The sequence below is a fragment of the Dysgonomonas sp. HDW5A genome (assembly GCF_011299555.1).
In the GTDB taxonomy this organism is placed as follows: Bacteria; Bacteroidota; Bacteroidia; order Bacteroidales; family Dysgonomonadaceae; genus Dysgonomonas_A.
This window is the reverse complement of sequence record NZ_CP049857.1, coordinates 911,206-937,901: the sequence shown is the minus strand read 5'-3', so window position 1 is coordinate 937,901 and position 26,696 is coordinate 911,206. Positions and strand designations below refer to the sequence as shown.

20 protein-coding genes are annotated in these 26,696 nt (G+C 37.1%); 10 read left to right on the top strand and 10 right to left on the bottom strand.

Annotated features, from left to right (window positions below; all coding sequences use genetic code 11):
• Positions 1–36: 36 nt before the first annotated feature.
• The 10 genes from G7050_RS03905 to G7050_RS03860 all read left to right on the top strand — a co-directional run bounded on the left by G7050_RS03905 (position 37) and on the right by G7050_RS03860 (position 12,263).
• Positions 37–1,497: a UDP-N-acetylmuramoyl-L-alanyl-D-glutamate--2,6-diaminopimelate ligase gene (locus G7050_RS03905; RefSeq protein WP_166111477.1), complete on the top strand. Its 1,461-nt coding sequence runs from the start codon at positions 37–39 to the stop codon at positions 1,495–1,497.
• 56 nt (positions 1,498–1,553) lie between these two features.
• A complete protein-coding gene (gene mraY, locus G7050_RS03900) occupies positions 1,554–2,816 on the top strand; it encodes a phospho-N-acetylmuramoyl-pentapeptide-transferase (RefSeq protein WP_166111474.1) in 1,263 nt (420 codons plus the stop codon).
• A gap of 56 nt (positions 2,817–2,872) precedes the next feature.
• Entirely contained in the window at positions 2,873–4,207 is a 1,335-nt protein-coding gene (murD, locus tag G7050_RS03895) for a UDP-N-acetylmuramoyl-L-alanine--D-glutamate ligase (protein WP_166111471.1), read from the top strand.
• 57 nt (positions 4,208–4,264) lie between these two features.
• The gene (locus G7050_RS03890; protein WP_166111468.1) at positions 4,265–5,470 is read left to right on the top strand and encodes an FtsW/RodA/SpoVE family cell cycle protein; all 1,206 of its coding nucleotides are present in this window, start codon (positions 4,265–4,267) and stop codon (positions 5,468–5,470) included.
• Between the two features lie 12 nt (positions 5,471–5,482).
• Positions 5,483–6,598: an undecaprenyldiphospho-muramoylpentapeptide beta-N-acetylglucosaminyltransferase gene (gene murG, locus G7050_RS03885; protein ID WP_166111465.1), complete on the top strand. Its 1,116-nt coding sequence runs from the start codon at positions 5,483–5,485 to the stop codon at positions 6,596–6,598.
• A gap of 7 nt (positions 6,599–6,605) precedes the next feature.
• Positions 6,606–7,979, top strand: coding sequence for a UDP-N-acetylmuramate--L-alanine ligase (murC, locus tag G7050_RS03880; RefSeq protein WP_166111464.1), 1,374 nt, complete (start codon positions 6,606–6,608; stop codon positions 7,977–7,979).
• A gap of 17 nt (positions 7,980–7,996) precedes the next feature.
• Entirely contained in the window at positions 7,997–8,731 is a 735-nt protein-coding gene (locus G7050_RS03875; protein WP_166111461.1) for a cell division protein FtsQ/DivIB, read from the top strand.
• 162 nt (positions 8,732–8,893) lie between these two features.
• Positions 8,894–10,297 (top strand): cell division protein FtsA, encoded by a 1,404-nt coding sequence (ftsA, locus tag G7050_RS03870; protein WP_166111458.1) that lies wholly within the window; start codon positions 8,894–8,896, stop codon positions 10,295–10,297.
• 160 nt (positions 10,298–10,457) lie between these two features.
• Positions 10,458–11,750 carry a cell division protein FtsZ gene (ftsZ, locus tag G7050_RS03865; RefSeq protein ID WP_166111455.1) on the top strand — a complete coding sequence of 431 codons (1,293 nt, stop codon included), beginning with the start codon at positions 10,458–10,460 and terminating at the stop codon, positions 11,748–11,750.
• Positions 11,751–11,813: 63 nt separating this feature from the next.
• Positions 11,814–12,263, top strand: coding sequence for a GatB/YqeY domain-containing protein (locus G7050_RS03860; protein WP_166111452.1), 450 nt, complete (start codon positions 11,814–11,816; stop codon positions 12,261–12,263).
• Between the two features lie 111 nt (positions 12,264–12,374).
• Here G7050_RS03860 and metH read toward each other — a convergent pair whose 3' ends face one another.
• From metH to clpP, 10 genes are all read right to left on the bottom strand, one after another.
• Entirely contained in the window at positions 12,375–16,067 is a 3,693-nt protein-coding gene (gene metH / locus G7050_RS03855; protein WP_166111449.1) for a methionine synthase, read from the bottom strand.
• A gap of 15 nt (positions 16,068–16,082) precedes the next feature.
• Positions 16,083–17,489 carry a DUF6056 family protein gene (locus G7050_RS03850; protein ID WP_166111446.1) on the bottom strand — a complete coding sequence of 469 codons (1,407 nt, stop codon included), beginning with the start codon at positions 17,487–17,489 and terminating at the stop codon, positions 16,083–16,085.
• Positions 17,490–17,512: 23 nt separating this feature from the next.
• A complete protein-coding gene (locus G7050_RS03845) occupies positions 17,513–18,892 on the bottom strand; it encodes a DUF6056 family protein (RefSeq protein ID WP_166111443.1) in 1,380 nt (459 codons plus the stop codon).
• 107 nt (positions 18,893–18,999) lie between these two features.
• Positions 19,000–19,452, bottom strand: coding sequence for an SsrA-binding protein (gene smpB, locus G7050_RS03840; protein WP_166111440.1), 453 nt, complete (start codon positions 19,450–19,452; stop codon positions 19,000–19,002).
• Positions 19,453–19,501: 49 nt separating this feature from the next.
• Positions 19,502–19,939, bottom strand: coding sequence for a hypothetical protein (locus tag G7050_RS03835; protein ID WP_166111437.1), 438 nt, complete (start codon positions 19,937–19,939; stop codon positions 19,502–19,504).
• 33 nt (positions 19,940–19,972) lie between these two features.
• Entirely contained in the window at positions 19,973–21,574 is a 1,602-nt protein-coding gene (locus tag G7050_RS03830; RefSeq protein WP_166111434.1) for a S41 family peptidase, read from the bottom strand.
• A gap of 177 nt (positions 21,575–21,751) precedes the next feature.
• Positions 21,752–22,213 (bottom strand): pantetheine-phosphate adenylyltransferase, encoded by a 462-nt coding sequence (gene coaD, locus G7050_RS03825; protein WP_166111431.1) that lies wholly within the window; start codon positions 22,211–22,213, stop codon positions 21,752–21,754.
• Positions 22,214–22,240: 27 nt separating this feature from the next.
• Positions 22,241–24,427: a DNA helicase RecQ gene (gene recQ, locus G7050_RS03820; RefSeq protein WP_166111428.1), complete on the bottom strand. Its 2,187-nt coding sequence runs from the start codon at positions 24,425–24,427 to the stop codon at positions 22,241–22,243.
• Positions 24,428–24,573: 146 nt separating this feature from the next.
• Positions 24,574–25,818 (bottom strand): ATP-dependent Clp protease ATP-binding subunit ClpX, encoded by a 1,245-nt coding sequence (gene clpX / locus G7050_RS03815; RefSeq protein WP_166111426.1) that lies wholly within the window; start codon positions 25,816–25,818, stop codon positions 24,574–24,576.
• Between the two features lie 127 nt (positions 25,819–25,945).
• A complete protein-coding gene (gene clpP / locus G7050_RS03810) occupies positions 25,946–26,611 on the bottom strand; it encodes an ATP-dependent Clp endopeptidase proteolytic subunit ClpP (protein WP_166111423.1) in 666 nt (221 codons plus the stop codon).
• Between the last annotated feature and the right edge of the window lie 85 nt (positions 26,612–26,696).

Here is a 26,696-nt window from a genome sequence, read left to right as displayed (position 1 = left end):
ATAAATATAGTAGAAGATACTTAATAAAAAAAGAGTATGGAATTGCAGGCATTGATATCAAATATACTATCGGAAGATATAGTAGAAATACTTGGGCATAAAGATATAGATGTAACAGGTATTACTTCCGATTCACGCAAAGTAACCTCAGGTTATGCGTTTATAGCACTAAAAGGTGTGCAGGTGGATGGTCACGAATTTATTGGTAAAGCAATAGAATCGGGGGCAAAAGTTATTGTTTTTGAAGAAAACATAGATACATCTGACTCGTCGGTTACTTATATAAAAGTAAAAGATGCGGCAGATGCTATCGGGAAAATAGCTTCAGCATGGTATGGTAACCCTTCGCAGAAATTGAATCTGGTAGGAGTTACCGGAACAAATGGCAAAACCACTACAGCTACTCTTTTGTATAATGTTTTTCGTAAATTAGGATATGGTGCAGGATTACTTTCTACGGTATGTAATTATGTGAACGAAGATCAATATCCGGCAACCCATACAACTCCTGATCCAATTTCGTTGAATGAGTTTTTAGCGAAGATGGTTGAAGCAGGTTGCGAGTATGCCTTTATGGAAGTTAGTTCACATGCTATTCATCAGAAAAGAATAAGTGGTCTGGAATTTAAAGGAGGAATATTTACGAATCTGACTCAAGACCATTTGGATTATCATCATACCATGCAGGAATATCTGAAAGCTAAAAAAGCATTTTTTGATAATCTGCCTTCTTCTGCCTTTGCTTTAACAAATGTAGATGATAAAAATGGCTTGGTGATGTTGCAGAATACCAAAGCTAAAAAATATACATACTCTTTGAGAACTTTAGCGGATTTCAAAGCTCGTATTCTCGAAAAACATTTTGACGGTACTGCAATCGAAATAAATGGAAAAGAACTCGAAGTTCAGTTTGTCGGAGTCTTTAATGTGTATAATCTTCTGGCAGTATGCGGTGCTTCAGTTTTACTGGGTCAGGATATTGAAAAGGTATTGATTGTATTAAGCACATTAAGATCGGTTGCCGGTCGCTTCGAAACAATTCGCTCCAAAGACGGATTTACGGCTATCGTAGATTATGCTCATACGCCCGATGCTTTAACAAATGTTTTGAATGCTATACATGATGTGCTCGAGGGAGGAGGTCGCGTAATAACAGTGGTTGGTTGCGGTGGTAACCGTGATAAGACAAAACGCCCGATAATGGCTCGTGAAGCTGTATCATTAAGCGATCAGGTGATTCTGACTTCTGATAACCCACGATTCGAAGAACCTCAGTCAATAGTAGATGATATGGTGGCGGGACTAGACCCTGTACAAATGAAAAAAGCCTTGTGCATTGTAGATCGTGAGCAGGCTATAAAAACGGCTTGCACTTTTGCAAAGTCGGGTGATGTGATATTGATTGCGGGCAAAGGACACGAAGATTATCAAGATGTAAAAGGTGTGAAACATCACTTTGATGATAGAGAGATTGTCAAAAACTTACTTGGATTATAAGTAAAGATTAAGAATTAATAAACGACCAGATAAAGTCGATAAAAATATATTATATAATGCTATACTATCTTTTTAATTATTTGGATTCCTTAGACTTTCCCGGTGCGGGGATGTTTAGATATGTATCCTTTAGAGCCGTAATAACTATTATACTTTCTTTAGGTATATCCACCGTTATAGGTCGTCGGATTATTGATAAATTGCAAGTTCTGCAAATTGGAGAGACTGTGCGGAATCTCGGACTTGAGGGACAGTTAAGCAAAAAGGGTACTCCAACCATGGGAGGTATTATAATAATCATAGCAATTATAGTACCGGTTATATTGTTGGCACGTCTCGAGAATGTTTACATTATATTAATGCTGATAACCACTTTATGGCTAGGAACACTTGGCTTTTTAGATGATTATATCAAAGTTTTCAGGAAGGATAAAGACGGATTACAAGGTAAATTTAAAATCATAGCACAAGTTGGATTGGGTTTAATTGTAGGATTAACGCTGTATCTAAGTCCAACCGTAATTGTCCGTGAAAATACTGAAATACGAAATCAGGATAATGTAATTGAGAGAGTTACATATACCGTAGAGGGAGTGAAATCTACTCAAACAACAATCCCTTTCTTAAAGAATAACAATCTGGATTACGAATCATTCGTATCCTTTCTTGGAGAATATACAACTCCTGCCGCATGGATATTATTTGTATTTATCGTTATATTTATTGTAACAGCGGTATCTAATGGAGCTAATTTGACAGATGGATTGGATGGTTTGGCTGCCGGTAGTTCTGCCATTATAGGTGTTACACTGGGTATTCTGGCATATGTATCGGGTCATGTGGAATTTGCTTCGTATCTGAATATAATGTTTATCCCCGGTAGCGAAGAGTTGGTGGTATATGCTGCCGCTTTTGTGGGGGCAACAATCGGTTTTCTTTGGTATAACTCTTTTCCAGCCCAAGTGTTCATGGGTGATACAGGAAGTTTAACGCTAGGTGGAATCATTGGAGTTTTTGCTGTTATTATTCATAAGGAGTTACTATTGCCTATATTGTGCGGTGTTTTCTTTGTTGAAAGTTTGTCGGTAATGATGCAGGTATTTTACTTTAAATTTACTAAGAAGAAATACGGTGAAGGTCGTCGTATATTCAAAATGACACCTTTGCATCACCATTTCCAAAAAGCAGGTAATTCGGGAATACAGGCACTAATACAGAAACCATTTAATCCCGTTCCGGAATCAAAAATTGTGGTTCGTTTTTGGATCATAGGAATTATTTTGGCTGCTGTAACTTTAGCGACATTGAAAATGCGATAATTCATAAAGAAGAATTACGTTCGTTGGATATTTAAAGAATAAAGATTTTAGATGAAATGAAAAAGATAGTAATACTCGGAGGTGGCGAAAGCGGAGTCGGCTCGGCTATACTTGCTCAAGCGAAAGGATTTGAGGTTTTTTTATCTGATAATGGAGCTTTGCAAGATAAATACAAGGCTGAATTAGTCGATAAGAATATCCCTTTTGAAGAAAAAGGACATACCAAAGAGAATATACTTTCCGCCGACGAAATAATTAAAAGTCCGGGTATCCCTGATGAAGTTCCTTTGATTCAGGAAGCAAAGCAGAAGGGAATATCGATCATTTCGGAAATTGAATTTGCAGGCAGATATACCAATGCAAAAAAAATATGTATAACAGGAAGCAATGGAAAAACCACTACTACAAGCTTACTCTATTACATACTTAAATCGGCAGGTTTAAATGTCGGATTAGGAGGTAATATTGGGAAAAGCTTTGCAAGACAGGTTGCCGAAAATAGTTTCGATTATTATGTATTGGAGCTGAGTAGTTTTCAGTTAGACAATATGTACGACTTTAAAGCGGACATTGCTATATTACTCAATATAACACCCGACCATCTGGATCGGTACGATCACGATTTTCAGAAATATGTAGACGCAAAGATGCGTATTACTCAAAATCAAACAGCAGAAGATGCTTTTATTTACTGGGCGGAAGACCCTGTGGTAAGTAAAGAAGTGAGCAAGAAGCAACCCAAAGCAAGGTTGTTTACATTCTCGGAGCATAAGGCGGACGGTGTGTCGGCTTATGCAGATAATGATCAGATAGTAATTAATACATCAAAATCAGTATTCACCATGGAGCAAGATTTATTGGCTTTAACGGGTACTCACAACTTATATAATTCGTTGGCTTCGGCTATTGCAGCTAAGTTGCTGGATATTAAAGATGAAAAGATAAGACAATCGTTGAGTGATTTTAAAGGAGTTGTGCATCGTTTAGAGAAAGTTGCTTCTGTAAAAGGGATTCAATTTATAAACGATTCTAAAGCAACTAATGTAAACTCTTGTTGGTATGCTTTAAAGAGCATGAAAACAAAGGTTGTCCTTATTTTAGGAGGAAAAGACAAAGGAAATGACTACCGAGAAATAGAGGAGCTTGTGAAAACAAAAGTACATGCTTTGGTTTTCTTAGGAGTAGACAATTCTAAATTGCATAGATTTTTTGATGGAAAAATCGAAACAATTGTTGATGCCGGTTCTATGGAAGAGGCTGTGAACAAAGCCTATGCATTGGCAACTGAAGGAGATTCGGTTCTTTTGTCGCCTTGTTGCGCAAGTTTCGATTTGTTTAAAAATTACGAAGATAGGGGAGACCAATTTAAATATTGGGTCAGAAAACTTTAGAAAAGCAAAAAAGGAGTTAATGAGTATACTAAGCTTGTAACTTGTAACTATAAATTTATGAGCGTCTTTGATAGGATATTTAAAGGGGATAAAACAATCTGGTGCATATTTATAGCATTATGCATTATATCGTTGCTGGAAGTATTTAGTGCATCCAGTACTATTGTTTATCGCCAGCACAATCACTGGGGACCTATCTTGCGTCATGCCGTATTTCTTTTGATCGGTTTTGGTGCGGTAATGTTTCTTCAGAGAGTGGCAACAAGATATTTTGCAGCATTGTTGTTATTACTGCCCGTTTCGTGGGTGCTACTGGTAATGACGATGTTTATGGGTACGGATGTGAATGGAGCACAACGATGGTTAGGTGTTGGAGCATTTACCATTCAGCCATCGGAGTTTGCCAAGTTGGCTTTGGTGGGTTTTGTCGCTTTTTTTCTGAGTAAACTGAAACCTGAGAATGAGTCGTTTCTATTTAAAATATTAATGGGTGGCATATTAATAACCTGTGCCCTTATTATTACCGAAAACTTATCTACCGCCTGTCTATTGTTTGGCGTATGCTATCTAATGATGTTTATTGGACAGGTTAGCTTTAAGAAGTTGGGAATGATAGCCTTATTTGGAATTGGGGCTTTAGTTCTGTTAATAGGCTCTCTAACCCTTATACCTAAATCAACGGTGAAAGATTATCTGCCCGATCGTTTTGCAACATGGCAAGCCCGTATCGACAGACACTCTGCAGAGCAAGAGGATGAAAGTAATATTAATTCTCCCGGAGAATATAAGATAACAGATGATAATTATCAGGTATCACATGCAAAAATTGCAATAGCTAATGGAGAGATAATAGGTCTTCCGGGTAGTGGAAATGAACGTGATTTTCTACCTCAGGCCTATTCGGATTTCATTTTTGCCATAATTCTTGAGGAGATGGGATTGTTGGGTGGCCTGTTTACACTACTTTTGTATGTAGCACTGATGATTCGTGCAGGTGTTTTAGCATCTAAATGTGAGAAATTATTTCCCCGTTACCTCCTTTTGGGGGCGGGATTGATCATAACAGTACAAGCATTAGCCAATATGGCTGTTGCGGTAAATCTTATTCCGGTTACGGGGCAACCTTTGCCGCTTATTAGCCGAGGAGGAACATCTACTATCATTACATGTATTTACTTTGGGATAATACTAGCATGTTCTAATGCCAAAGAAGATCAGCATGAAGATGTAGATGAAGATATTGCAAATGTAGAATACGAGTAAAAGGGGGCATCTATGGAACGACAAATGAGGGTAATTATAAGTGGGGGAGGTACGGGAGGACATATTTTTCCAGCCATATCTATAGCAAATGCTATAAAATTGCGTTATCCCGATGCAGCTATTCTTTTTGTTGGAGCAGAAGATAGAATGGAAATGACCCGTGTACCGAAAGCCGGATACGAAATTGTAGGTCTTCCTGTAGCAGGTTTCAACAGGAAAGACTTATTCAAAAATATTTCAGTAGTAAAGAAATTGATTACGAGCCTTTTTAAGGCAAATAGTGTAGTAAAGAAATTTAATCCCGATATTGCGATTGGTGTAGGTGGATACGCTAGTGGTCCCTTATTAAAAGTGGCAGCCAGAAAAGGTGTACCGACACTTATTCAGGAGCAAAATTCGTATGCCGGAGTAACCAATAAATTATTGGCGAAAAAAGCATCTAAAATTTGTGTCGCATACGAAGGAATGGAAGCATTCTTCCCTAAGGAGAAGATTGTGTTAACAGGTAACCCTTGTCGTCAGGATCTACTTTCTGAGGTATCAAAAGAAGAAGCGTATCGTTACTTCAAGCTTGATCCTATGAAAAGAACGATTCTTGTTCTTGGAGGTAGTTTAGGTGCACGTACTTTGAATCAGAGTATAATGAGGAATCTGTCTCTTTTAGATGACTCAGCAGTACAGATTCTTTGGCAGTGTGGCGAGCGTTATCAATACGATCTAACTATCGAATTGTCAAATAAACCTCAGGCTAAAGATATTTATTTGCATGATTTTATTAATAGGATGGATCTTGCGTATCGAGCTGCCGATATGGTTGTCTCGAGAGCGGGTGCCAGTTCTATTTCTGAACTCAGCATATTAGGAAAACCAACAGTCTTGATACCTTCGCCTAATGTTGCAGAAGATCATCAGACTAAAAATGCGATGGCTCTTGTAGAGAAGAATGCAGCAATAATGGTAAAAGATGCAGATGCTCCAAATGAACTTTTGAAAACTGCATTGCAAATTGTTAAAGATGATAATATCCTTGCCATGTTGGCAAAGAATATAAAAACAATGGCACGCCCCAATGCTTCGGAGCACATTGTAGATGAGATAGAAAAACTGGTAAACAAAGGCAAACAATAGGAAAATTATGGAAAATATAAAGTCAGTATACTTTTTAGGCATAGGTGGTATCGGTATGAGTAATCTCGCTCGTTACTTTCTTTCTAAAGGAAAAAAGGTTGCCGGATACGATAGAACGGAAACTTTGCTGACACAGACTTTAGTCGAAGAAGGAGCAAGTATCCATTATGATGATAATGTAAATAATATTCCTGCTGATTTTACAGCTAAAGACTCAACGTTAGTTGTATATACTCCTGCTTTACCTGCCGAAAGTGATGAACTACAATATTTTCAAAAGAATAATTTCGATCTTAAAAAACGGGCAGAGGTACTGGGGCTGATAACTAAAAGCAGTAAAGCCTTGTGTTGTGCAGGTACTCATGGTAAAACGACTACATCGAGTATGCTTGCTCATATTCTGAAAGGTTCTCATCTCGATTGCAATGCTTTTTTAGGAGGAATTCTAAAGAATTACAGCAGTAATTTGATGCTGTCCGATACAAGTGAGTTAACAGTAGTAGAAGCCGATGAATATGACCGATCTTTCCATTGGTTGCATCCCTATATGGCTCTGATAACTTCTGTAGATCCAGATCATTTGGATATATATGGAACGGAAGCCGAATATTTGAAAAGTTTCGAAAAATTTACCAGCTTAATCCAACCCGGAGGAGCTTTGGTAATGAAGCACAATATAAACCTTTCACCTCAATTAGCTGAAGGTGTTAGGCTATACACTTACTCTATTGATAGAGGAGACTTTCATGCCGAAAATGTCAAAGTAGGAGATGGTACCATTCGCTTTGATTTTGTGACACCTAAAACGACAATTCGAAATATCGAATTAGGAGTTCCGGTTCGTATTAATGTCGAAAATGGTATAGGCTCTATGGCTCTAGCCTGGTTAAATGGAGCTACAGATGAAGAGTTACGCCGTGCAATGGCTACCTTTCAAGGGGCAAAACGCCGTTTCGATTTTCTTTTGAAAACCGAAAATCTGGTGATGATTGATGATTATGCACATCATCCCGATGAGCTGTCGGCAAGCATATCTTCTGTAAAAGAATTATATCCAGACAAAAAAGTATTGGGGATTTTTCAACCTCATTTATACTCAAGAACCAGAGATTTTGTAGATCAGTTTGCTAGAAGTTTATCCTTATTAGATGAATTAATTTTGTTGGATATTTATCCGGCTCGCGAAAAACCGATTGAAGGAGTAACCTCCGAAATAATTTTCGAGAAAGTTACTTGTAAAAAAACTCTTTGTAAGAAAGAAGAATTATTAGATTTGCTACAGCAAAAAGAAGATATTGAGGTGCTATTAACAATAGGAGCCGGAGATATTGACAGATTGTTGCCGGCTATAAAAGATATTTTAGAAGCTCGCTTATACTAGAAGATTTAAGATACTGAATGGTAAAGAAAATATTAGTTATTATCGGATTATGTTTATTAGGTGGATACCTGATTTTTGCGGCTTTCTTTTTTGAGAGAAAGCCACAGGATAAGATATGTAATCAATTTGAGATTGTAGTAAACAATGAAGATACGGATCGATTTATAGAAATAGCTGATCTGGAAAAAGATATAGATGCGAAAGGCTTAAATCCTTATGGAAAACAACTAAAAGAAGTTAACACTCTAGCTATACAAGAGGCCTTATTGGCCAATAAACTGATTAAATCGGCAGAGGTTTTTATTACCAGTGGAGGAGGAATAAGAGCTGTAATTATCGAGCGAATCCCCATTCTTAGGGTAATTCCTTCAGCAGGCGAAAGTTACTATATTGATAAAGATGGTGAGAAGATGCCACTCTCGAGCCATAATACAGCATACCTGCCAATTGCTACGGGTGAAATAAAAGATGAGCTTGCAAAGACTGATTTATATAAATTTGCACTATTTTTGTGTAAAGATGAATTTTGGAATGCTCAGATCGAACAGATTGTTGTTCAGCCCAAAGATGAAGTAACTTTAATAACCCGTATTGGTAATCAGGAGGTACTTATGGGAAAGTTAGACAACGTTGAGTCAAAGCTTGATCGTCTCAAAAAATTCTATACTCAGGCCTTGCCTGCTACAGGATGGAATAGATATACAAAAATAAATTTGAAATACGACAAACAAGTCGTAGGTACAAAGCGTTGAATATAAAAGTTTAATATTAAATAAATCTTAGAAAAGAGCGTTTAGTATTTATATAGGTAAATAAAAGTATTTAATGATCTGTTTAAAGTCATAATAGACTAGGAGTGTTATACTTGCCAGAACATTATAATAGGTCTAAGACCTTAATATAGGAAAGAAGATATGGAACAATCAGGTTTTATTGTCGGTATCGACTTAGGGACTTCGAAAATTGTAGGATTGTTAGGACGGAAAAATGAGCAGGGAGTAATATCTATTCTCGCATCAGAATCTATCCCATCTGATAATTGTGTAAAGCATGGAGTGGTTTACAATATAGATGAAGCGGCAGGAAAAATAAAGAAGTTAGTAAACTTGTTGGAAAACAAGTCGGGTCGTAAAATAGGAAAAATATACGTGTCGGTTGCCGGGAAATCTCTGCGGGCAATAGAATATACTTTAACAAAGGATCTGATTGATGAGTCGGAGGTTTCGTTTGCGGTAATAGACCAGATGGAACAACAAGCTCGCCAGAATAAACCTGATTTTTTGACAAATTATAGTGTTGTTGCACCCGAAATATTTCTGGACGGGCATCCCGAAGAAGACCCTATAGGGAAAAATGCTACTTTGGTAGAAGGTCGTTACCGTCTTATAGTCGGTCGTCCCAATATTAAGAGTAACCTGATAAAATGTATAACCGATAAAAATCAGTTAGATATTGCAGGCTTTATTGTCGGACCGGTTGCTGCAGGAGCAATTGTTCTTGATGAAACCGATAAGCAGGCAGGTTGTGCCCTTATTGATTTTGGAGCAGGCACAACTACACTGTCTATATACAAGGAAGGACTTCTGCGATATATGGCAGTTATTCCATTTGGAGGACGTACTGTATCAAAAGATGTAAAAGAACTTGGATTTATAGATACAGCAGCCGAAGCATATAAAATAAAATATGGTAGAGTCGGTAAGGATAAAAATAAACAAAATACTTCTTCTAACTCTGAGGTTGATGTGAAGGAATTGAATAAAGTAATTCAACTTCGTCAGGAAGAGATTATTTTAAACATTCTTAATCAGATTAAAGAATCGGGTTATGCAGGTAAACTAGATGCGGGAATAATAATAATAGGTGGTGCTTCTCAATTGACCGGTTTGCCGGAGTTTCTGGAAGAAAAAGTACAGATGCCAGTAAAAAAAGGAGCAGCCAAACGTTTATATATAAATAATGCAGCCGATTTATTACAGAATCCGGCTTATGCACAGTGCTTGGGACTATTGCTTTTTGCAAATGAAAATTGCGAGAAAGTAGAGGCTCCTAAAGTTGACTATATCAATCGTCCTCGTCCCCTAGATGCACAAAGTGGAACTTATTCGGAGTCTGCAGAAAGAAACCAAAATGCTTCAGCACATCATGAACAACCTGTTGTTGACAATGATGAAGACGAATACGAAGAAGAGGAACCTGAATACGAAGAAAGACCTAAAAAAACAAAAAAGGTGAAGGATAAAAAATCTCCGGGGCTTTTTGATTTCTTCGGGAAAATTCAGAACTTGGGAGGAACTATGTTTAAAGATGAAGATTAAGTAGCGTTAACTATTTAATGCGATATTTTATCAATATAACGGTCTCTAGTTGTGATGCCCAGCCAAAGCAATAAAAAGGTCTGAGACCTTAGTTATTTATCTACCAAAGCAATAAGAAGGTCTGTGACCTCAAACATGAAAAATAAAGAAGATACGCTATATGAATGACGAGATATTAGAATTTCAATTTCCGCGCAAAACACAAACTATTATCAAAGTGATAGGAGTAGGTGGTGGTGGAGGAAATGCCGTGAATCATATGTATAATGAGGGAATACATGACGTCTCATTTGCTCTCTGTAATACAGATAACCAGGCATTACACGAATCTCCGGTCGAAACCCGTGTTCAACTCGGACGACGTACAACCGAAGGTCTTGGAGCAGGTAACCGTCCCGAAGTAGCTAAGGCTGCCGCTGAAGAAAGCCGTCAGGACATTCAGGAGCTTTTGGGAGATGGTACCAAGATGGTATTTATCACCGCAGGTATGGGAGGGGGAACCGGAACGGGTGCAGCCCCTGTTGTAGCCCGTATTGCAAAGGATATGAATATTCTGACTGTTGGTATTGTTACCATCCCATTTGTATTCGAAGGTCGTAAAAAAATAATTCAAGCTCTTAGAGGTGTCGAAGATATTGCTCAAAATGTAGATGCCCTACTGGTAATAAATAATGAGCGTCTGATTGATATATATTCGGATCTAACTATTCCGAATGCCTTTGCCAAAGCCGATGATACGTTGGCAATAGCAGCGAAAGGTATAGCTGAGATTATAACTGTACATGGTCATATCAATCTCGACTTTGCCGATGTTAAAACCATCCTTAAAGATGGAGGTGTTGCAATTATGAGTAGCGGAATCGGAGAAGGAGAGAATAGGGTAGAAGAAGCTATCAGAAACGCATTACATTCGCCGTTGTTGAACAACAATGATGTATTTAAAGCGAAAAAGATACTTTTCAATATTTATGCAGGTGAAGATACTCCACTTATTGTTGAAGAAATGGAATCAGTATCTGAATTTATGAAACGCTTTGGGCCTGAGATTGAGGTTATCTGGGGTACTGCTACAGAAGAAAGTCTGGGAGGTAAAGTTAAGATTACTTTATTGGCTACAGGTTTTGGAATGTCAAGCATACCGGGTATCGGAGATCATCTGAGGGAAATGACCGAAGAAGAGCAACGCTTAGAAGAAGAACGTTTCATCAAAGAGGAGGAAGAAAAACGCCGTATCAATACTATGATCGAGCAGCATTATGGCAAAGACGGAGTTAAGACAATGGATGTGAGATCATTCTTTACTCCTCGCCCGATTATCTTATCGACAGAAGAACTGGATGATGATAAAATAGTTGAAGCATTAGAAAATACTCCTGTTTTTAAAAGAGGAGAAGATTTTAATCCGAATGATTATAGACCCGAATCAAAAAAATCGACAGATTTATTTAATTAAGGTCTCGCCTCATTTCTGAATAAAACAATATACAGAATAATTTACAACAAAAAATAGAACGAGATGGACTTGTTTGACAGAGTAAGTGAAGATATTAAGGATGCAATGCGTGCTAAAGATAAAATCAAATTAGAAGCATTGCGGGGTGCAAAAAAAGAGTTTATTGAAGCAAAGACTGCAAAAGATAGCAATGGAGAACTTGCTGATGATGTTGCGGTGAAAATTCTTCAAAAAATGGTAAAGCAAAGAAGAGACAGTGCCGATATTTACAAATCACAAGATCGTCCCGAGCTGGCAGAGAAAGAATTGGAAGAAATAGCTGTGTTGGAACACTATTTACCAAAACAACTGTCAGAGCAAGAATTAGAAGCTAAATTGAAAGAAATTATAGCCTCTGTTGGAGCCACAAGTGCTGCCGATATGGGAAAAGTAATGGGTGCTGCTACAAAACAATTAGCAGGATTAGCTCCCGGAAAAGCAATCTCAGACACAGTTAAGAAACTATTATCTTAAAGAGATACTTATATCTTTTTATTCTAGAATAAAAGAGCCGATGAATATAATTTCATCGGCTCTTCTTGTTTATAGTTTTATCTGCAAAGCAATAAAAACGGTGTCTGAGACCTACATCATATTAGCAGCTAAGAATTTTCTGGTAAGCTCAGCCTTTTCTCCTCTACGTTCTATATAATTTTCAGCCTGTTCTTCCGAAATCTGACCAATACTAAAATACCTCGATTGAGGATGGGCAAAAATAAGTCCACTCACAGAAGCATTCGGTAACATAACGCCGTTTTCAGTAAGTTCAACACCTATCTCGGTTGATTGTAACAGATTGCTGTTCAGTAGGAAGTTGATAGACTGATCGGGTATCGAAGGATAGCCTACAGCCGGACGGATTCCCTGATATTTCAAAGAGAACATTTCATCCACAGTAATATTTTCATCGGGAGCAAATCCCCAATATTCTTTCCTTATTTTAGCATGCAGGTATTCGGTCGTAGCCTCAGCCAAGCGGTCTAAAACTGATTTGAGGAGCAACACGCTGTACTCGTCTCCTTCGTGCTCGTATTTGCTGAGTAACTCATTAGAGCCTACACCTGCGGTAGCAGTGAAGCCTGCTACATAGTCTTTTTTACTGCTATTCTTAGGAACGACAAAATCGCAAAGAGAAAGGTATACCCCTTTATCATTCTTCTTTTGTTGTCTCAACATCGGGAAGCAAATATCATTGATATAGATACATTCGTTATCTACATAAGCCTCATGAATCGCATATACAGCTTTTATATATTCAGCTTTTGTAAAAATAAGATGATCCAACATCTTTTTAGCATCACGATACAAACTCATTCCTTCCTGTGCCTTTTCCTTCTCTTTTTCAGGGAAAGTATTCAACCACTCAGCATCACAACTTGGACAACCGTCTAAATGTTGAACAGTGTGATAGCGAGCCGAAAGATTCCATGAATGGAAGAAGAATTTCCAGTCGATATAAGGTAGGATATCTTCTATTGGAATATGAGGAATAACATGACGACCCAGCTTATTTGGAGTTGAAGGGGTATAGTTTTCCCAATCGATTTTAAATGGATTTTTAATGGCTTCGGCAAGTGGAGTAAGTTCGACTTTCTTGCTTTCCATTGAATCTCTAAGATCTTGGTATTCGTCTCTTATTTCCTGAATAAAAGACTCTTTAGAAGCCGGATTAATCAATTTGGCAACAGCAGAAGGAGCCTGAGAAGCATCTTTCACATATACTACCGATCCATTGTTATATTTAGGATCAATTTTGATTGCTGTATGCAACTTAGATGTAGTAGCTCCTCCGATCATAAGAGGAATAGTGAATCCTGCTTTTTCCATCTCATGAGCTACAATACTCATCTCCTCCAAAGATGGAGTGATAAGCCCGCTAAGACATAATATATCGGGTTGTTCCTCTATTACTTTTTGGATAATTACTTCGGGTGGAACCATTACTCCAAGATCGATAACCTCATAATTATTACAAGCCAGAATGATAGCTACAATGTTTTTACCAATATCGTGAACATCTCCCTTTACGGTTGCAATAACCAGTTTTCCGGCACTGTTAGAAACTGATTTTGAATCTTTCTGAGCTTCAAGAGTTGGTTCAAGTATAGCTACGGCACGTTTCATTGTACGTGCAGTTTTTACCACCTGTGGCAAGAACATCTTTCCAGATCCGAACAGATCACCTACTTTGTTCATACCTGACATTAGAGGCTTGTCAATAATATCTACAGCTTTTGGATATACTCTTAGAGCTTCCTGTAAATCTTCCTCCATGAAGTCGCTTATACCCTTGATAAGGGCGTATTCTAAGCGTTGATCTAGCTCATAGCTACGCCATTCCTCAACCTTTTGTTCAGGCTGATTCGATTTCTCATTTTTGATACGCTCAGCATAATCAATAAGTTCGTCGGTAGCTTCTTCTCTTCTGTTAAAGATAACATCTTCTATCAGATTTCTTAAGTCCGTTGGAATATCATCATATATTACCGATTGTCCGGGATTAACGATACCCATATCCATGCCTTTTTGGATGGCATAATAAAGGAATACCGAGTGCATGGCTTCACGTATATAATCATTGCCACGGAACGAGAAGGATAGGTTACTTATACCTCCGCTTATTTTAGCATGAGGCAGGTTGGCTTTTATCCATTCAATAGTTTTCAGGAAGTCAACAGCATAACTTCTATGTTCTTCAATTCCTGTTGCTATCGCTAGGATATTAGGGTCGAAGATTATATTCATCGGATCGAATCCGTCATTTACAAGTAATTTATAAGCTCTTTCGCATATTTCTATACGTCTTTCAAACCTGTCAGCTTGTCCAGTTTCGTCAAATGCCATAATAATTACGGCTGCTCCATACCGATTTACTAAACGTGCTTGTCGAAGAAATTCTTCTTCTCCACCTTTCAATGAGATTGAGTTTACCACGGCTTTACCTTGCAGGCATTTAAGTCCGGCTTCTAATACTTCCCATTTAGAAGAATCTACCATTACAGGAATACGAGAAACATCGGGGTCAGATGCTACAAGATTAAGAAAAGTAGTCATTTCTTTCACACCATCAAGCAGACCTTCGTCCATGTTTACATCAAGAATTTGAGCGCCATCTTCTACTTGTCGGTGTGCAATAGTTAATGCTTCTTCGTATTTCTCTTCTTTGATAAGACGGAGAAATTTGCGAGAACCTGCTACGTTACAACGCTCTCCTACATTTATGAAATTGATTTCAGGTTTAGCTTCTAATAGCTCTAAACCTGAAAGCCACATATATTTAGGCTTATCGGCAGGCTTATGAGGTGTTGCACCTTCTACTAAACTTACGTACTGAGATATATGGTCAGGAGTAGTTCCACAACATCCTCCCAAAATATTAACAAGACCTTCGTCTATATATTCTTTGATTTGCTTAGCCATAATTTCGGGAGTCTCATCATACTCTCCGAACTGGTTGGGTAATCCCGCATTGGGATATGCAGATACATACGTTGGAGCAAGTCTCCCCAATTCTTTAAGGAACGGTTTCATATCAGATGCTCCGAACGAACAGTTAAGACCAATCGAAAGGAAATCGATATGACTCACTGATGCCAAAAACGCTCCTGTTGTTTGCCCCGAAAGAGTACGTCCGCCTTTATCGGATAACGTTACCGAAATCATGATAGGCATTTCTATATTTCTTTCTCTGCGTACTTCATCAGCCGCAAAGAGGGCAGCTTTTGCATTCAGTGTATCAAAGATAGTTTCGATCAAAAGTAAATCTACTCCACCATCAATCAAGCCTTCTATTTGTTCTTTGTACACTTGGTGAAGGTCATCGAAAGTGACAGCACGATAAATCGGATTCTCGACCTTAGGACTCATCGATGCAGTCTTATTCGTCGGACCGATTGAGCCAGCAACAAAACGCGGTTTATCTGGCGTACGTTTAGTATACTCATCTGCAGCTTTACGAGCCAGACGAGCAGCAGCTACGTTCATTTCCTTTACCAAATCCGACATATTATAGTCGTCCATAGATATGGAGTTGGCATTGAAAGAGTTTGTTTCTATAATGTCGGCTCCTGCTGCCAGATACTCACAATGAATTGCTTCAATAATATCAGGGCGTGTAAGACATAACAAATCATTATTACCCTTAAGAAGAGTGGTTGAGTTTTTGAATCTGTCTCCACGAAAGTCCTCTTCGGTAAGTTTATATCGCTGAATCATGGTACCCATGGCACCATCCAGTATCAGGATTCTTTCTTTTAGTATATTTTTAATCTGTGGCATTATTAGTATTCTTGTTTATTTGTCGGATTCTATTTTAAAGGACTTGATATTGTGGTATCTCAGATAAAACATATTGATCCAGTGATTGGGTTTAGATGGAATTTCATCTATCATCGGAAATCCTGTTTGAGGATTAATGGATTCTTGAGTAACAAAATCAAACTCTGTTTTATTGGGTTGCCTATTTATGATCTGTTCTCGCTTCTCGAATATTTTATTTATAGCATACAAATCTTTGAAGCCTCTTTGATAGGACAGTATGAAATATATGGACGCGAAAAATATTAAAAGTGTTTTTATTACTGATATGTATATATGATCTGTTTTCAGATTAGCGTATATAATCCCAATTGCAATAATGAAGAATGTTATAATTCCAAACCATGCTCGTGGTGGAAATTCAGGAGAAGTTACCATTGCTAAGTCTGCCATTAAACCGGCGAGACAGAAACAAAGCGATAGGTATATAATCCTTGTATTTCGTTTCTTGTCAAAATAAATGTAAGTGACTAATGTCAATGAGTATATCATAACAAGAGGGAGAGCGAATTTATAAAAATCACCTATTACAGGAAGTAAGCGGGAGAAATAAAACTTCACTTTCGATTGTTGAAGGAGTTTATTGCCTTCAATAACATTTTCGTATCTAAGATAATTGCCGGGGGCAGCGATCATGATTATAAAACCAATAATAGCACCTGTTAATCCGAAAAGCATCCATACCGGAATCTTTTTTTGTGTATGTTTAAGATAGATCATTAATATACCTATCAGAATTATCATGCCGATAGCTGTATTTTCGTTAGTCCATCCGGCAATAATGCCAAAAAGAACAAAGACGATACATTTATAGATAGAGTTGTTGTTATCTTGTTTTATAAAAGATTGGCAGAAAAAGTATAGAAACGAAATAATAATCAACGTTCCCCATAAATAGTTAGCACTTCCTGTAATCCATAATATGGTTTGAGCGAAAGCTGGTTGAAAAAACCAAATAAGAATATTGATGAAGAAAAATAGTGACGGATTTGCTCTCTTGTTAAGATTAGAAATCTTATAAATAATATAAGCAAACAAAACATATGCCATGCTGTTGATTATATCAGTCCAATATCCTTTGAGGAGAAGCAGAGATTCTGCTATGATATGTACAATCGTTCTTCCTCCATGTAGAAAGTAGTGTTGATATTGAGAATTTAATATATCAGAAAAGCTAGTTATCTTTTGGGTTAACTCAGATCCGGTTATAAAAGTATATCCCCAATCATCGGCATATAATGGGTATATGATATTAAGCAAAAGGATAAGAATCCCAAATGATAGAGAAAGCAGCAGCAAAATACATTTGGCTGATTTCTCTTTCGAAAGAGCAGCATCTAGTTTTTGATAACCGAAGATGACCTTTTCGTAATATTCTCTCATTTTCACTTGGGTTTTAGTAGTGCTTACGGATTAATCCGTTTTATCGAATTTAACTTATAATAGTCTGCACAGATACCATTTCGCCATGAGTCTGGATCGTTCGAAATATCTTCAAAATCAAACTCGGCAGGCAGTATAATAGGAGGTTCTTCTAAAACTATATCTTTATTACCTATTTCTTTTTGTTCTTCTATATATAACTCTCTTTTTTCATACCTATCGGCCAGCGACACTAGTATTTGGTATCTTTCTGAATAGGTAAATGCGAAGATAACAGTTAACGCTGTCAATATCAAAATATTTATGATTTTCATTGCTAAATTACTCATATTAACATTTGCATAGATTATACAGATGGATACAATCATAAAACTTGATAAGCAAAAAGCAGCACGGAGTGGAAATATGGGTGATGCAATCATAGCTAACGCCGAAATATGGGCAGCAGTAAAAAACAGTAGTGAGCCAAACCAGGCAGTATAGTTTCTATTATCTTTATTCTGACAGAAGAATACAAAATTTAAACAGATATATATGAGAATCAGTATGCCTATGGAATTCACATATTTATAAATCCAATATATGTTTCTCGCTTTATACCTTAAGACCTCTAAGAAAGGTTTGTCGATTAAATTAAAAGCTGCATGGGTATCTTTTGATCTAATAAAATTGCCGGGAGCTAATAACATGACAGCACACCCAATGCAAACACCTATAAAACCATATATAGTCCATTTGGGGATTTTTATTTTTCTTACCTTACAATATAAAAATAGAATGAATAATATCGAAATTAGTGCTATTACCGAATTTTCATTTGTCCATCCGGCAATAATACCTCCGAATAGGAAGAGTATATTTTTAAGAACGCTATCTTTTGATTTTTCGTTTACATAGAAGCTGTAGTAATACGATAAGAATACCAATATTATAAGTGTTCCCCATAAATAATTACTACTACCTGTAATCCAGATTACTGTCTGTGGAAATACAGGAGTTAATAACCAGACGAGTAAATTAACCAGAAGAAATAAATAAGGATTTGTTTCTTTTCCTTTATTTGCAATTCGATATATAATAAAAGCAAATGCTGTATAAGCGACGCTATTGAGTATTTCTCTTAAAAGAGGATTTAGCAATAGTAAAAGCTGATCGATAAAATGTACAATATTACGCCCACCCCAATATAGATAGTGGTTATACTGTGAAACAATAATATCAAGGACATTTCCAATACGCTGCGGTGGATTCTCATTGAATATAAAAGAGTACATCCAATCGTCAGAATGGATGGGATATAATCTATTTAGTAGAAAAACTAAAACGAAGAAAATAATAAGGAATAAGCCCAGAATAACCTTGTTTGTATTATTCCCTTTTATCCCTGCTTTATTATTATCCATCTCTTTTAAGTAGCATTAAAGTAAGTTTAGAAGTGCTCGATAATCAAGTATACGAAATTTGTGAACTTGTTTACTCTATGTATCTAGACGATATAGGATTTGAGACCCTATTTTTTCATTACTCGATCAAGCATTCTTTTGTCATCTTTCTCTTTGAGAGATTGTCGCTTATCGTATTGTTTTTTTCCTCGGGCAACAGCGATATTTAATTTAGCTAAACCTCTGTCATTAAGAAATAGTCGTGTCGGAACAATTGTATATCCTGTTTCTTTTACTGAACGTTGAATTTTTTTGAGTTCTTTTTTATTAAGAAGCAATTTACGATCGCGGCGTGCTACGTGATTGTTATATGAACCATAAAAATATTCAGTTATGTTCATGTTTCTTACCCATAAAGCCTCTTTTTCGAAGATACAAAAGGTATCAACTAAACTGGCTTTCCCCAATCTGATTGATTTAATTTCGGTTCCGGTTAATACCAGACCTGCTGTATATGTATCAAGCAACTCATAGTCAAAAGTTGCCCGTTTGTTTTTTATATTTATATTTAATTGTTTCATTGTAAATAATCTATCTTAGAGTTGCTCGTGTAAATAAAGTGAATCTACCTTATTCTTTAAGCAATTTGTCTAAAAAATCATCAAATTCTTTATCGATGCGATTCAAAAAATCATTCTCGATTCTGATAACAGAGTCATCTTCTATTACCAGTAATTCTTCTTGAACAATAAGGTTTTCGTCTGCAATATTAATAGAAAATGGTTTAAATACGTCCAGAGTGTCGAATTTATTATCCATATCAAATTGCTCAACAACTTCTCTTAATTGACGAGCTATTACCAGATCGTCATCTTCTGATGCCCATTCCTCTATTATTATCTGAGACAACAGATTTTCTTCGTCATCAAATACCGATAAGCTTCCACTATCTTTATCTACAACAAGAAATATATCAGTCAAAGAACTGCCTGTATACCCTTCATTCAAACTGTTAATTGCTTCAGTTAGAACTTTTGAAATTTCTTTATACACTTTTCTTGCTGTCATAATCGATTGCTATTTAAATCTTATGCTTTATTGTTACTCTTTCCCAAGTAGTTTTTGATATTCAGTATCATTATTTATAATTTCAAGACCTCTTCTGAAGATTTCACTCTCATCGTTGATAATCTTAAAGTAGGCAGCCGTGTTGAATAGATCTCTGGCTATCAAAGCTTTTATTCTTCTTTTGAATTGCTCTTTAGATCTTAAATACTGATCTTCTTTATATTCTATTTTTTCATCGGTGGCCATTTGTATCATTTCGGCTAGTACTTTGTCCGAAGCTTCATACTCATCTTTAAACTTTTCAATAGTAGGGTACTTCTTCAAAAGCTCCTTTCTATTTGCATCTACTTGATTGAGTGCAAGTTTATAAACAATACCCATTGCATTAATACGTCCACTGTATTCGGTATATTCGGTTGTATCTATCGGAACAAAATAGTCGGGCATAATACCTCCGCCACCGTATACAATACGCTCATTTACCAGCGTTTTATATTTTAAAGAATCAGGGAAATGTATGCTGTCAGCATTCATCATTTCACCCCTGTTGTATCTTGCTATCAAATCCCTGTTATAAGAATCCTGATCTCCATGCGTATATGGTTTCTGAATACAGCGACCTGTCGGAGTGTAATAGCGTGCTACCGTTAAGCGGATCATTGATCCGTCGGGTAGGGGAAATTGTCGTTGTACAAGCCCTTTGCCAAATGTTCGTCTTCCAACTATCAGTCCTCTATCCCAATCCTGAACAGCACCGGATACAATTTCACTGGCAGAAGCCGACCCTTCGTCTACTAGAATTACTAGTTTACCTTTCTCGAATAAGCCTTTTTCTGTTGAGGAATCGCTTGTTCTTGCTTGATGAGCTCCCTCCATATAGACGATAAGCTTATCTTTACCCAAGAATTCGTCTGCAAGTTCGGTTGCCGCGTTTAAATAGCCTCCACCATTGCTTTCAAGATCGAGAATCAGATTCTGCAAACCTTCGGCATTCAGTTTAACCAAAGCTTCTTTAAATTCTGCTACAGTAGTGGCTCCAAAACGACTCAAACGAATATATCCTGTTTTATCATCAATCATATAGGCTGCATCCAGACTATAAATAGGAATCTTAGCACGTATTATCTGGAAAGTTATAGGCTTTTGACCACCTCGGCGAAGAACTTTTACTGTAACTTTTGTTCCTTTCGGTCCTTTCAACCTTTTCATAATATCACGTGTACTCATATTAACACCTGCGATGGTAGTATCGTTCACTGATATTATGCGATCGCCCGGAAGTAAGCCTACTCGTTCAGATGGACCATCGGCAATTGTTTCGATAACATAAAGAGTATCAGACATCATATTGAATGATATACCTATTCCATCGAAGTTGCCTTCTAATGGCTCATTCATTTCAGATACAGTCTCGGCACTAAGATACGAGGAGTGGGGATCTAGTTCTTTTAGTATGGATACAATTGCATCATCTGCCAATTTTTCATCATTAACAGTATCAACATACATCCTCTCGATTAAAGTCATGGTAGTAGCTAATTTCTTAGTTCCTTGACTCATCCCGTATTGTGCTGAAATGGTATTAACAAAAATGAATGTACAGGTTATTATCAATAACAATGTCTTTCTTCTCATCTTATATTTTCTTTTTAGTAACAGCAAATGTTTAATGCGTTATTCTTAGATTGTAATTAATAGTTTTATTATACTACCAACATATATAAAGGTTTAAGACTTTAGATTATGCAAAAGAGTCAAGCAAAGGCTCTTACTTGACTCTTTGGATAGTTCTTTTATTTCTGTTCAACTGTTTTAGTCTGTATTAATATCAATACCATCCGGTACAAAATTACTTACGTCATGTTTGTATCGCAAAAGTTCGCGGACGATTGTTGAGCTGATATGAGTCAGCTCAGGCTCTGTGAAAAGTACTAATGTTTCGATTCCCGATATATTGCGATTCATATCCGCAATTGTTTTCTCGTATTCAAAATCATTTACTGACCTGATTCCTCTAATGATAAATTCGGCATCTACCTTTTTAGCGAAATCGACAGTAAGTGAATCGTACGAACCGACCGAAACCCGAGGCTCATCCGCGTACAATTTTTCTATCATATGGATTCGTTGTTCCAAAGAAAAGTAACTTCTCTTATTGTCATTGACTCCTATTGATATTATAATCTCGTCTACCACATTTAATCCTCTGCGAACCAGCGAAGCATGTCCTATTGTAAAAGGATCGAATGTGCCCGGAAAAATAGCTCTCTTCATTTTTTATAATAAAAAGGTCATTAGACCTTAGTTTGCCATATCGGAGATGAACTTAATTCTTACCAGACGTATTTCCTCTTCGGTATACATACCCAGTTCGTTTATTGCATCTTCGAGATCGTCTGATTCTGCTTCCTGAAAATAATCGAAGATATCCGCCATATGGTCTTCATCTATTACCTCATTCAAGAAATAATCAATGTTTATCTTAGTTCCTGAGTAAACTATAGCTTCTAATTCTGCCAGTAATTCGGGAAACTCTATACCTTTCGATTCTGCAAGATCGTCCAAAGCAACCTTGCGGTCGATACTTTGTACTATAGCCACTTTTAATTTCGATTTATTAGCTACCGTTCTTACTCTTAAGTCTTCTGGACGCTCAATCTCATTTTCTTCTACGTGCTTCTTTATAATCTCAACAAATTCGGCACCGTATCTTTTAGCTTTACCTGCTCCTACACCGGGGATGTTCTGTAGTTCGTCGATACTTGTCGGGTAGATGGTTGCCATCGATTCCAACGAAGGATCTTGGAAAATAACATAAGGAGGAACATTTAATTTTTTAGACATCTTCTTACGAAGGTCTTTCATGATAGAGAATAATACTGGATCTACAGCCGAGCTTCCGCCCCCGCCTTTGATAACCACTTCATCATCACTCTCATCATCAAAATCCTCTTCCTGAGCTATCTTGAATGAAACCGGCTTCTTTAAAAAGTCTTTTCCTTTTTTTGTAATTTTAAGTAGACCATAGTTTTCTATGTCTTTGTCTAAATAACCGGCAATCAGACCTTGTTTAATTACGGCATTCCAGGTGTCTTCATCAGTATCTTCTCCAGATCCGAATGCTTCTAAATCCTGATGACCATAGGTCTCAATTTCTGACGTTTCTTTTCCTCTAAGGAAATTAATAACGTACTCAGTTTTGAATTTTTCTTTTAATGCTAATACAGCTTCTATTGCTGTTAATAATAAGTCTTGAGCTTCCACTTGTTTTTTAGGGTTTATACAATTGTCACAATTACCACAGTTATGTTGATTATATTTTTCTCCGAAATAGTGTAGTAGAACAATTCTACGACACATTGCTGTTTCAGCATAAGCTGCTGTTTCAAGAAGAAGCTGTTTGCCAATTTCTTGTTCGGCAACAGGCTTACCCTGCATAAATTTTTCGAGTTTCTGAAGGTCTTTATACGAATAGAATGCTACACATCTACCTTCACCTCCATCACGTCCTGCACGTCCTGTTTCCTGATAATATCCTTCGAGGCTTTTAGGCATGTCATAATGTATGACATATCTTACATCGGGTTTGTCGATACCCATACCGAAGGCTATTGTGGCTACAATGACGTCCACTTTTTCCATCAAAAAAGAGTCTTGATTCTCGCCACGGGTCGAGGCATCCAAGCCGGCATGGTAAGCAAGCGCATTTATATTATTTGCCCGCAGAATTTCAGCAAATTCTTCTACTTTTTTTCTGCTTAAGCAATATACGATACCCGATTTTCCTTCCTGAGATTTGATATACCGGATAATATCCCGGTCTACCTTGTCAGTCTTTGGTCGAACTTCGTAATAAAGATTTTCGCGATTAAAAGATGATTTGTAAATTTTTGCATCCAACATTCCCAGACTCTTCTGGATGTCGTGCTGCACCTTAGGTGTCGCTGTTGCTGTCAAAGCGACAAGCGGCCGCTGACCGATTTCCATGATGATGGGCTTGATGCGTCTGTATTCGGGCCTGAAATCATGTCCCCATTCCGATATACAGTGAGCTTCGTCTATTGCATAAAACGAAACTTTTATTTGTCGCAAAAACTCAATATTTTCATCTTTAGTTAAAGATTCGGGAGCAACATATAATAATTTTGTTTTGCCCGATATTACATCCGCTTTTACCAACTCAATGGAAGCTTTGTTTAAGGATGAATTCAAAAAATGAGCTATACCATCTTCTTCGCTGAAGTTGCGCATGGCGTCAACCTGATTTTTCATCAATGCAATTAATGGGGATATGATAATCGCAGTACCCTCCATCAATATCGCAGGAAGCTGATAGCAAAGAGATTTTCCCCCTCCTGTCGGCATCAAAACAAAAGTATCTTTTTCCTCCAAAACATTCTGTATGATAGCCTCCTGGTTACCCTTGAACTTATCAAACCCAAAATGTTTTTTTAGATTTTCAATTAATAGATCTTCTCGTTTTGACATAGTTAATTAAATCGCATAAATGGAATATCAAAAATAGACATAACCTACACTAGTTATTTTTGAAAATGTAATTATATCTTACGAAGATAGCTTCTTAAGTCAAAAATACAATAGAAAAAGATTTTTTTTTAATAGAAAAATGAGAATTATTCATAAGAATTTTTCAGCCTGTCCAGATTAGAGCTTTCCAATTGCCGTACAGCGTACTCTTTTGTGATATGCAAGCTCTTTTCGTCGCTAGATGGGATGGTAAACATAGCATCCATCATCACTGTTTCTACTATCGAACGAAGTCCTCTTGCTCCTAGTTTATATTCAACAGCCTTGTCTACTATATAGTCGTATACTGCATCATCAAAGGTGAGATTCACATCATCCATGGTGAATAACTTCAAATATTGTTTGATGATCGAATTTTTAGGTTCTGTTAAAATTCTTCTCAAAGCCGAATGATCTAAAGCATTCAGATAAGTAAGAATAGGCAGACGACCAATAATTTCAGGAATTAATCCGAAAGATTTTAAATCCTGAGGAGTTATATATTTCAGTAATTCATTTCTGTCGATATCCGAATTTTTCAAAGCAGCCGAATATCCGACAACACGAGTATTCAAACGTTGAGCAATTTTTCTTTCGATACCGTCAAAAGCCCCTCCACATACAAATAGTATATTTTTGGTGTTAACAGCAATCATTTTTTGATCGGGATGTTTACGTCCTCCCTGCGGTGGCACATTTACAATAGAACCTTCGAGTAATTTCAAAAGACCTTGTTGTACACCTTCGCCACTTACATCACGAGTGATAGATGGATTGTCTCCTTTACGGGCAATCTTATCTATTTCGTCAATAAAAACAATACCACGTTCGGCAGCAGCTACATCGTAATCGGCAGCTTGCAAAAGGCGGGTAAGAATACTCTCGATATCTTCTCCTACATAACCGGCTTCTGTTAATACCGTAGCATCAACAATGGCGAATGGTACGTGTAATAGTTTGGCGATAGTACGTGCCAAAAGAGTTTTACCTGTTCCTGTCGGACCCACCATGATGATGTTTGACTTTTCGATCTCAATATCATCTTCACCTACTTCCTGAAGTAATCGTTTGTAGTGATTGTATACTGAAACCGACAAATAACGTTTTGCATCATCTTGTCCGATAATATATTGATCTAAGAATTCTTTGATCTGTTTTGGATTCGGTAGATTCTTTTTGTCAAGTATGTCTTCAATACCTTTTTCGGACTTTAATGAATCTTTTACGATAAGATATGCTTGATCCACACATTTATCGCATATGTGAGCAGATATTCCTGCTATTAATAAATTGACATCACTATCTGGTCGTCCACAGAAACTACAAAAATCGTTTGTCCCTTTTTTTGCCATATTTTTTATTTTAGGTCATAGACCTGTTTCGAAATCTATCTGTTATCTCTGCCTACAAATAAATAATTGACTGCCTATTAAGTATAATAAGCAGCCAATTATTAAGCTCTTGGCAGTAGTGTCTGCATTATTTAGTACGAACTAATATTTCGTCGATCATACCGTAGTCTTTAGCTTCGGCAGAGTTCATCCAATAGTCGCGATCTGAATCCTGAGCAACCTTTTCGATTGATTGTCCTGAGTGATCAGCGATAATTGCATATAGTTCTTGTTTTACTTTTGCGATTTCACGAGCAGTGATTTCGATATCAGAGGCTTGACCCTGAGCACCACCCAACGGTTGGTGTATCATTACACGTGAGTGTTTCAATCCGAAACGCTTGCCTTTTTGTCCTGCAACCAAAAGTACTGCTGCCATAGAAGCTGCCATACCTGTACAGATTGTAGACACATCGCTTCCGATAAATTGCATAGTGTCATATATTCCGTATCCGGCATATACTGAGCCTCCGGGCGAGTTGATATAGATTGAAATATCTTTACCCGAATCGGCAGAGTCCAAATAAAGTAATTGAGCCTGAATAACGTTGGCAGTATAATCGTCAATACCTGTACCTAGGAAAATGATACGGTCCATCATTAAACGAGAGAACACATCCATTTGTGCAACATTTAGTTGACGTTCTTCGATAATGGTTGGTGAAATATAGCTGCTGGTTATATCCATGTATTGATCAAGAGCCAATCCGTTCAAACCAATATGTTTGGTTGCGTATTTTCTGAAATCATTCATAGTTGTTTATATCTTTAATTATTAATTCACTTAGGAGACTGCAAATTCTATGCCTAACTTTTAATGGTAAGTACGAGTAACCGTC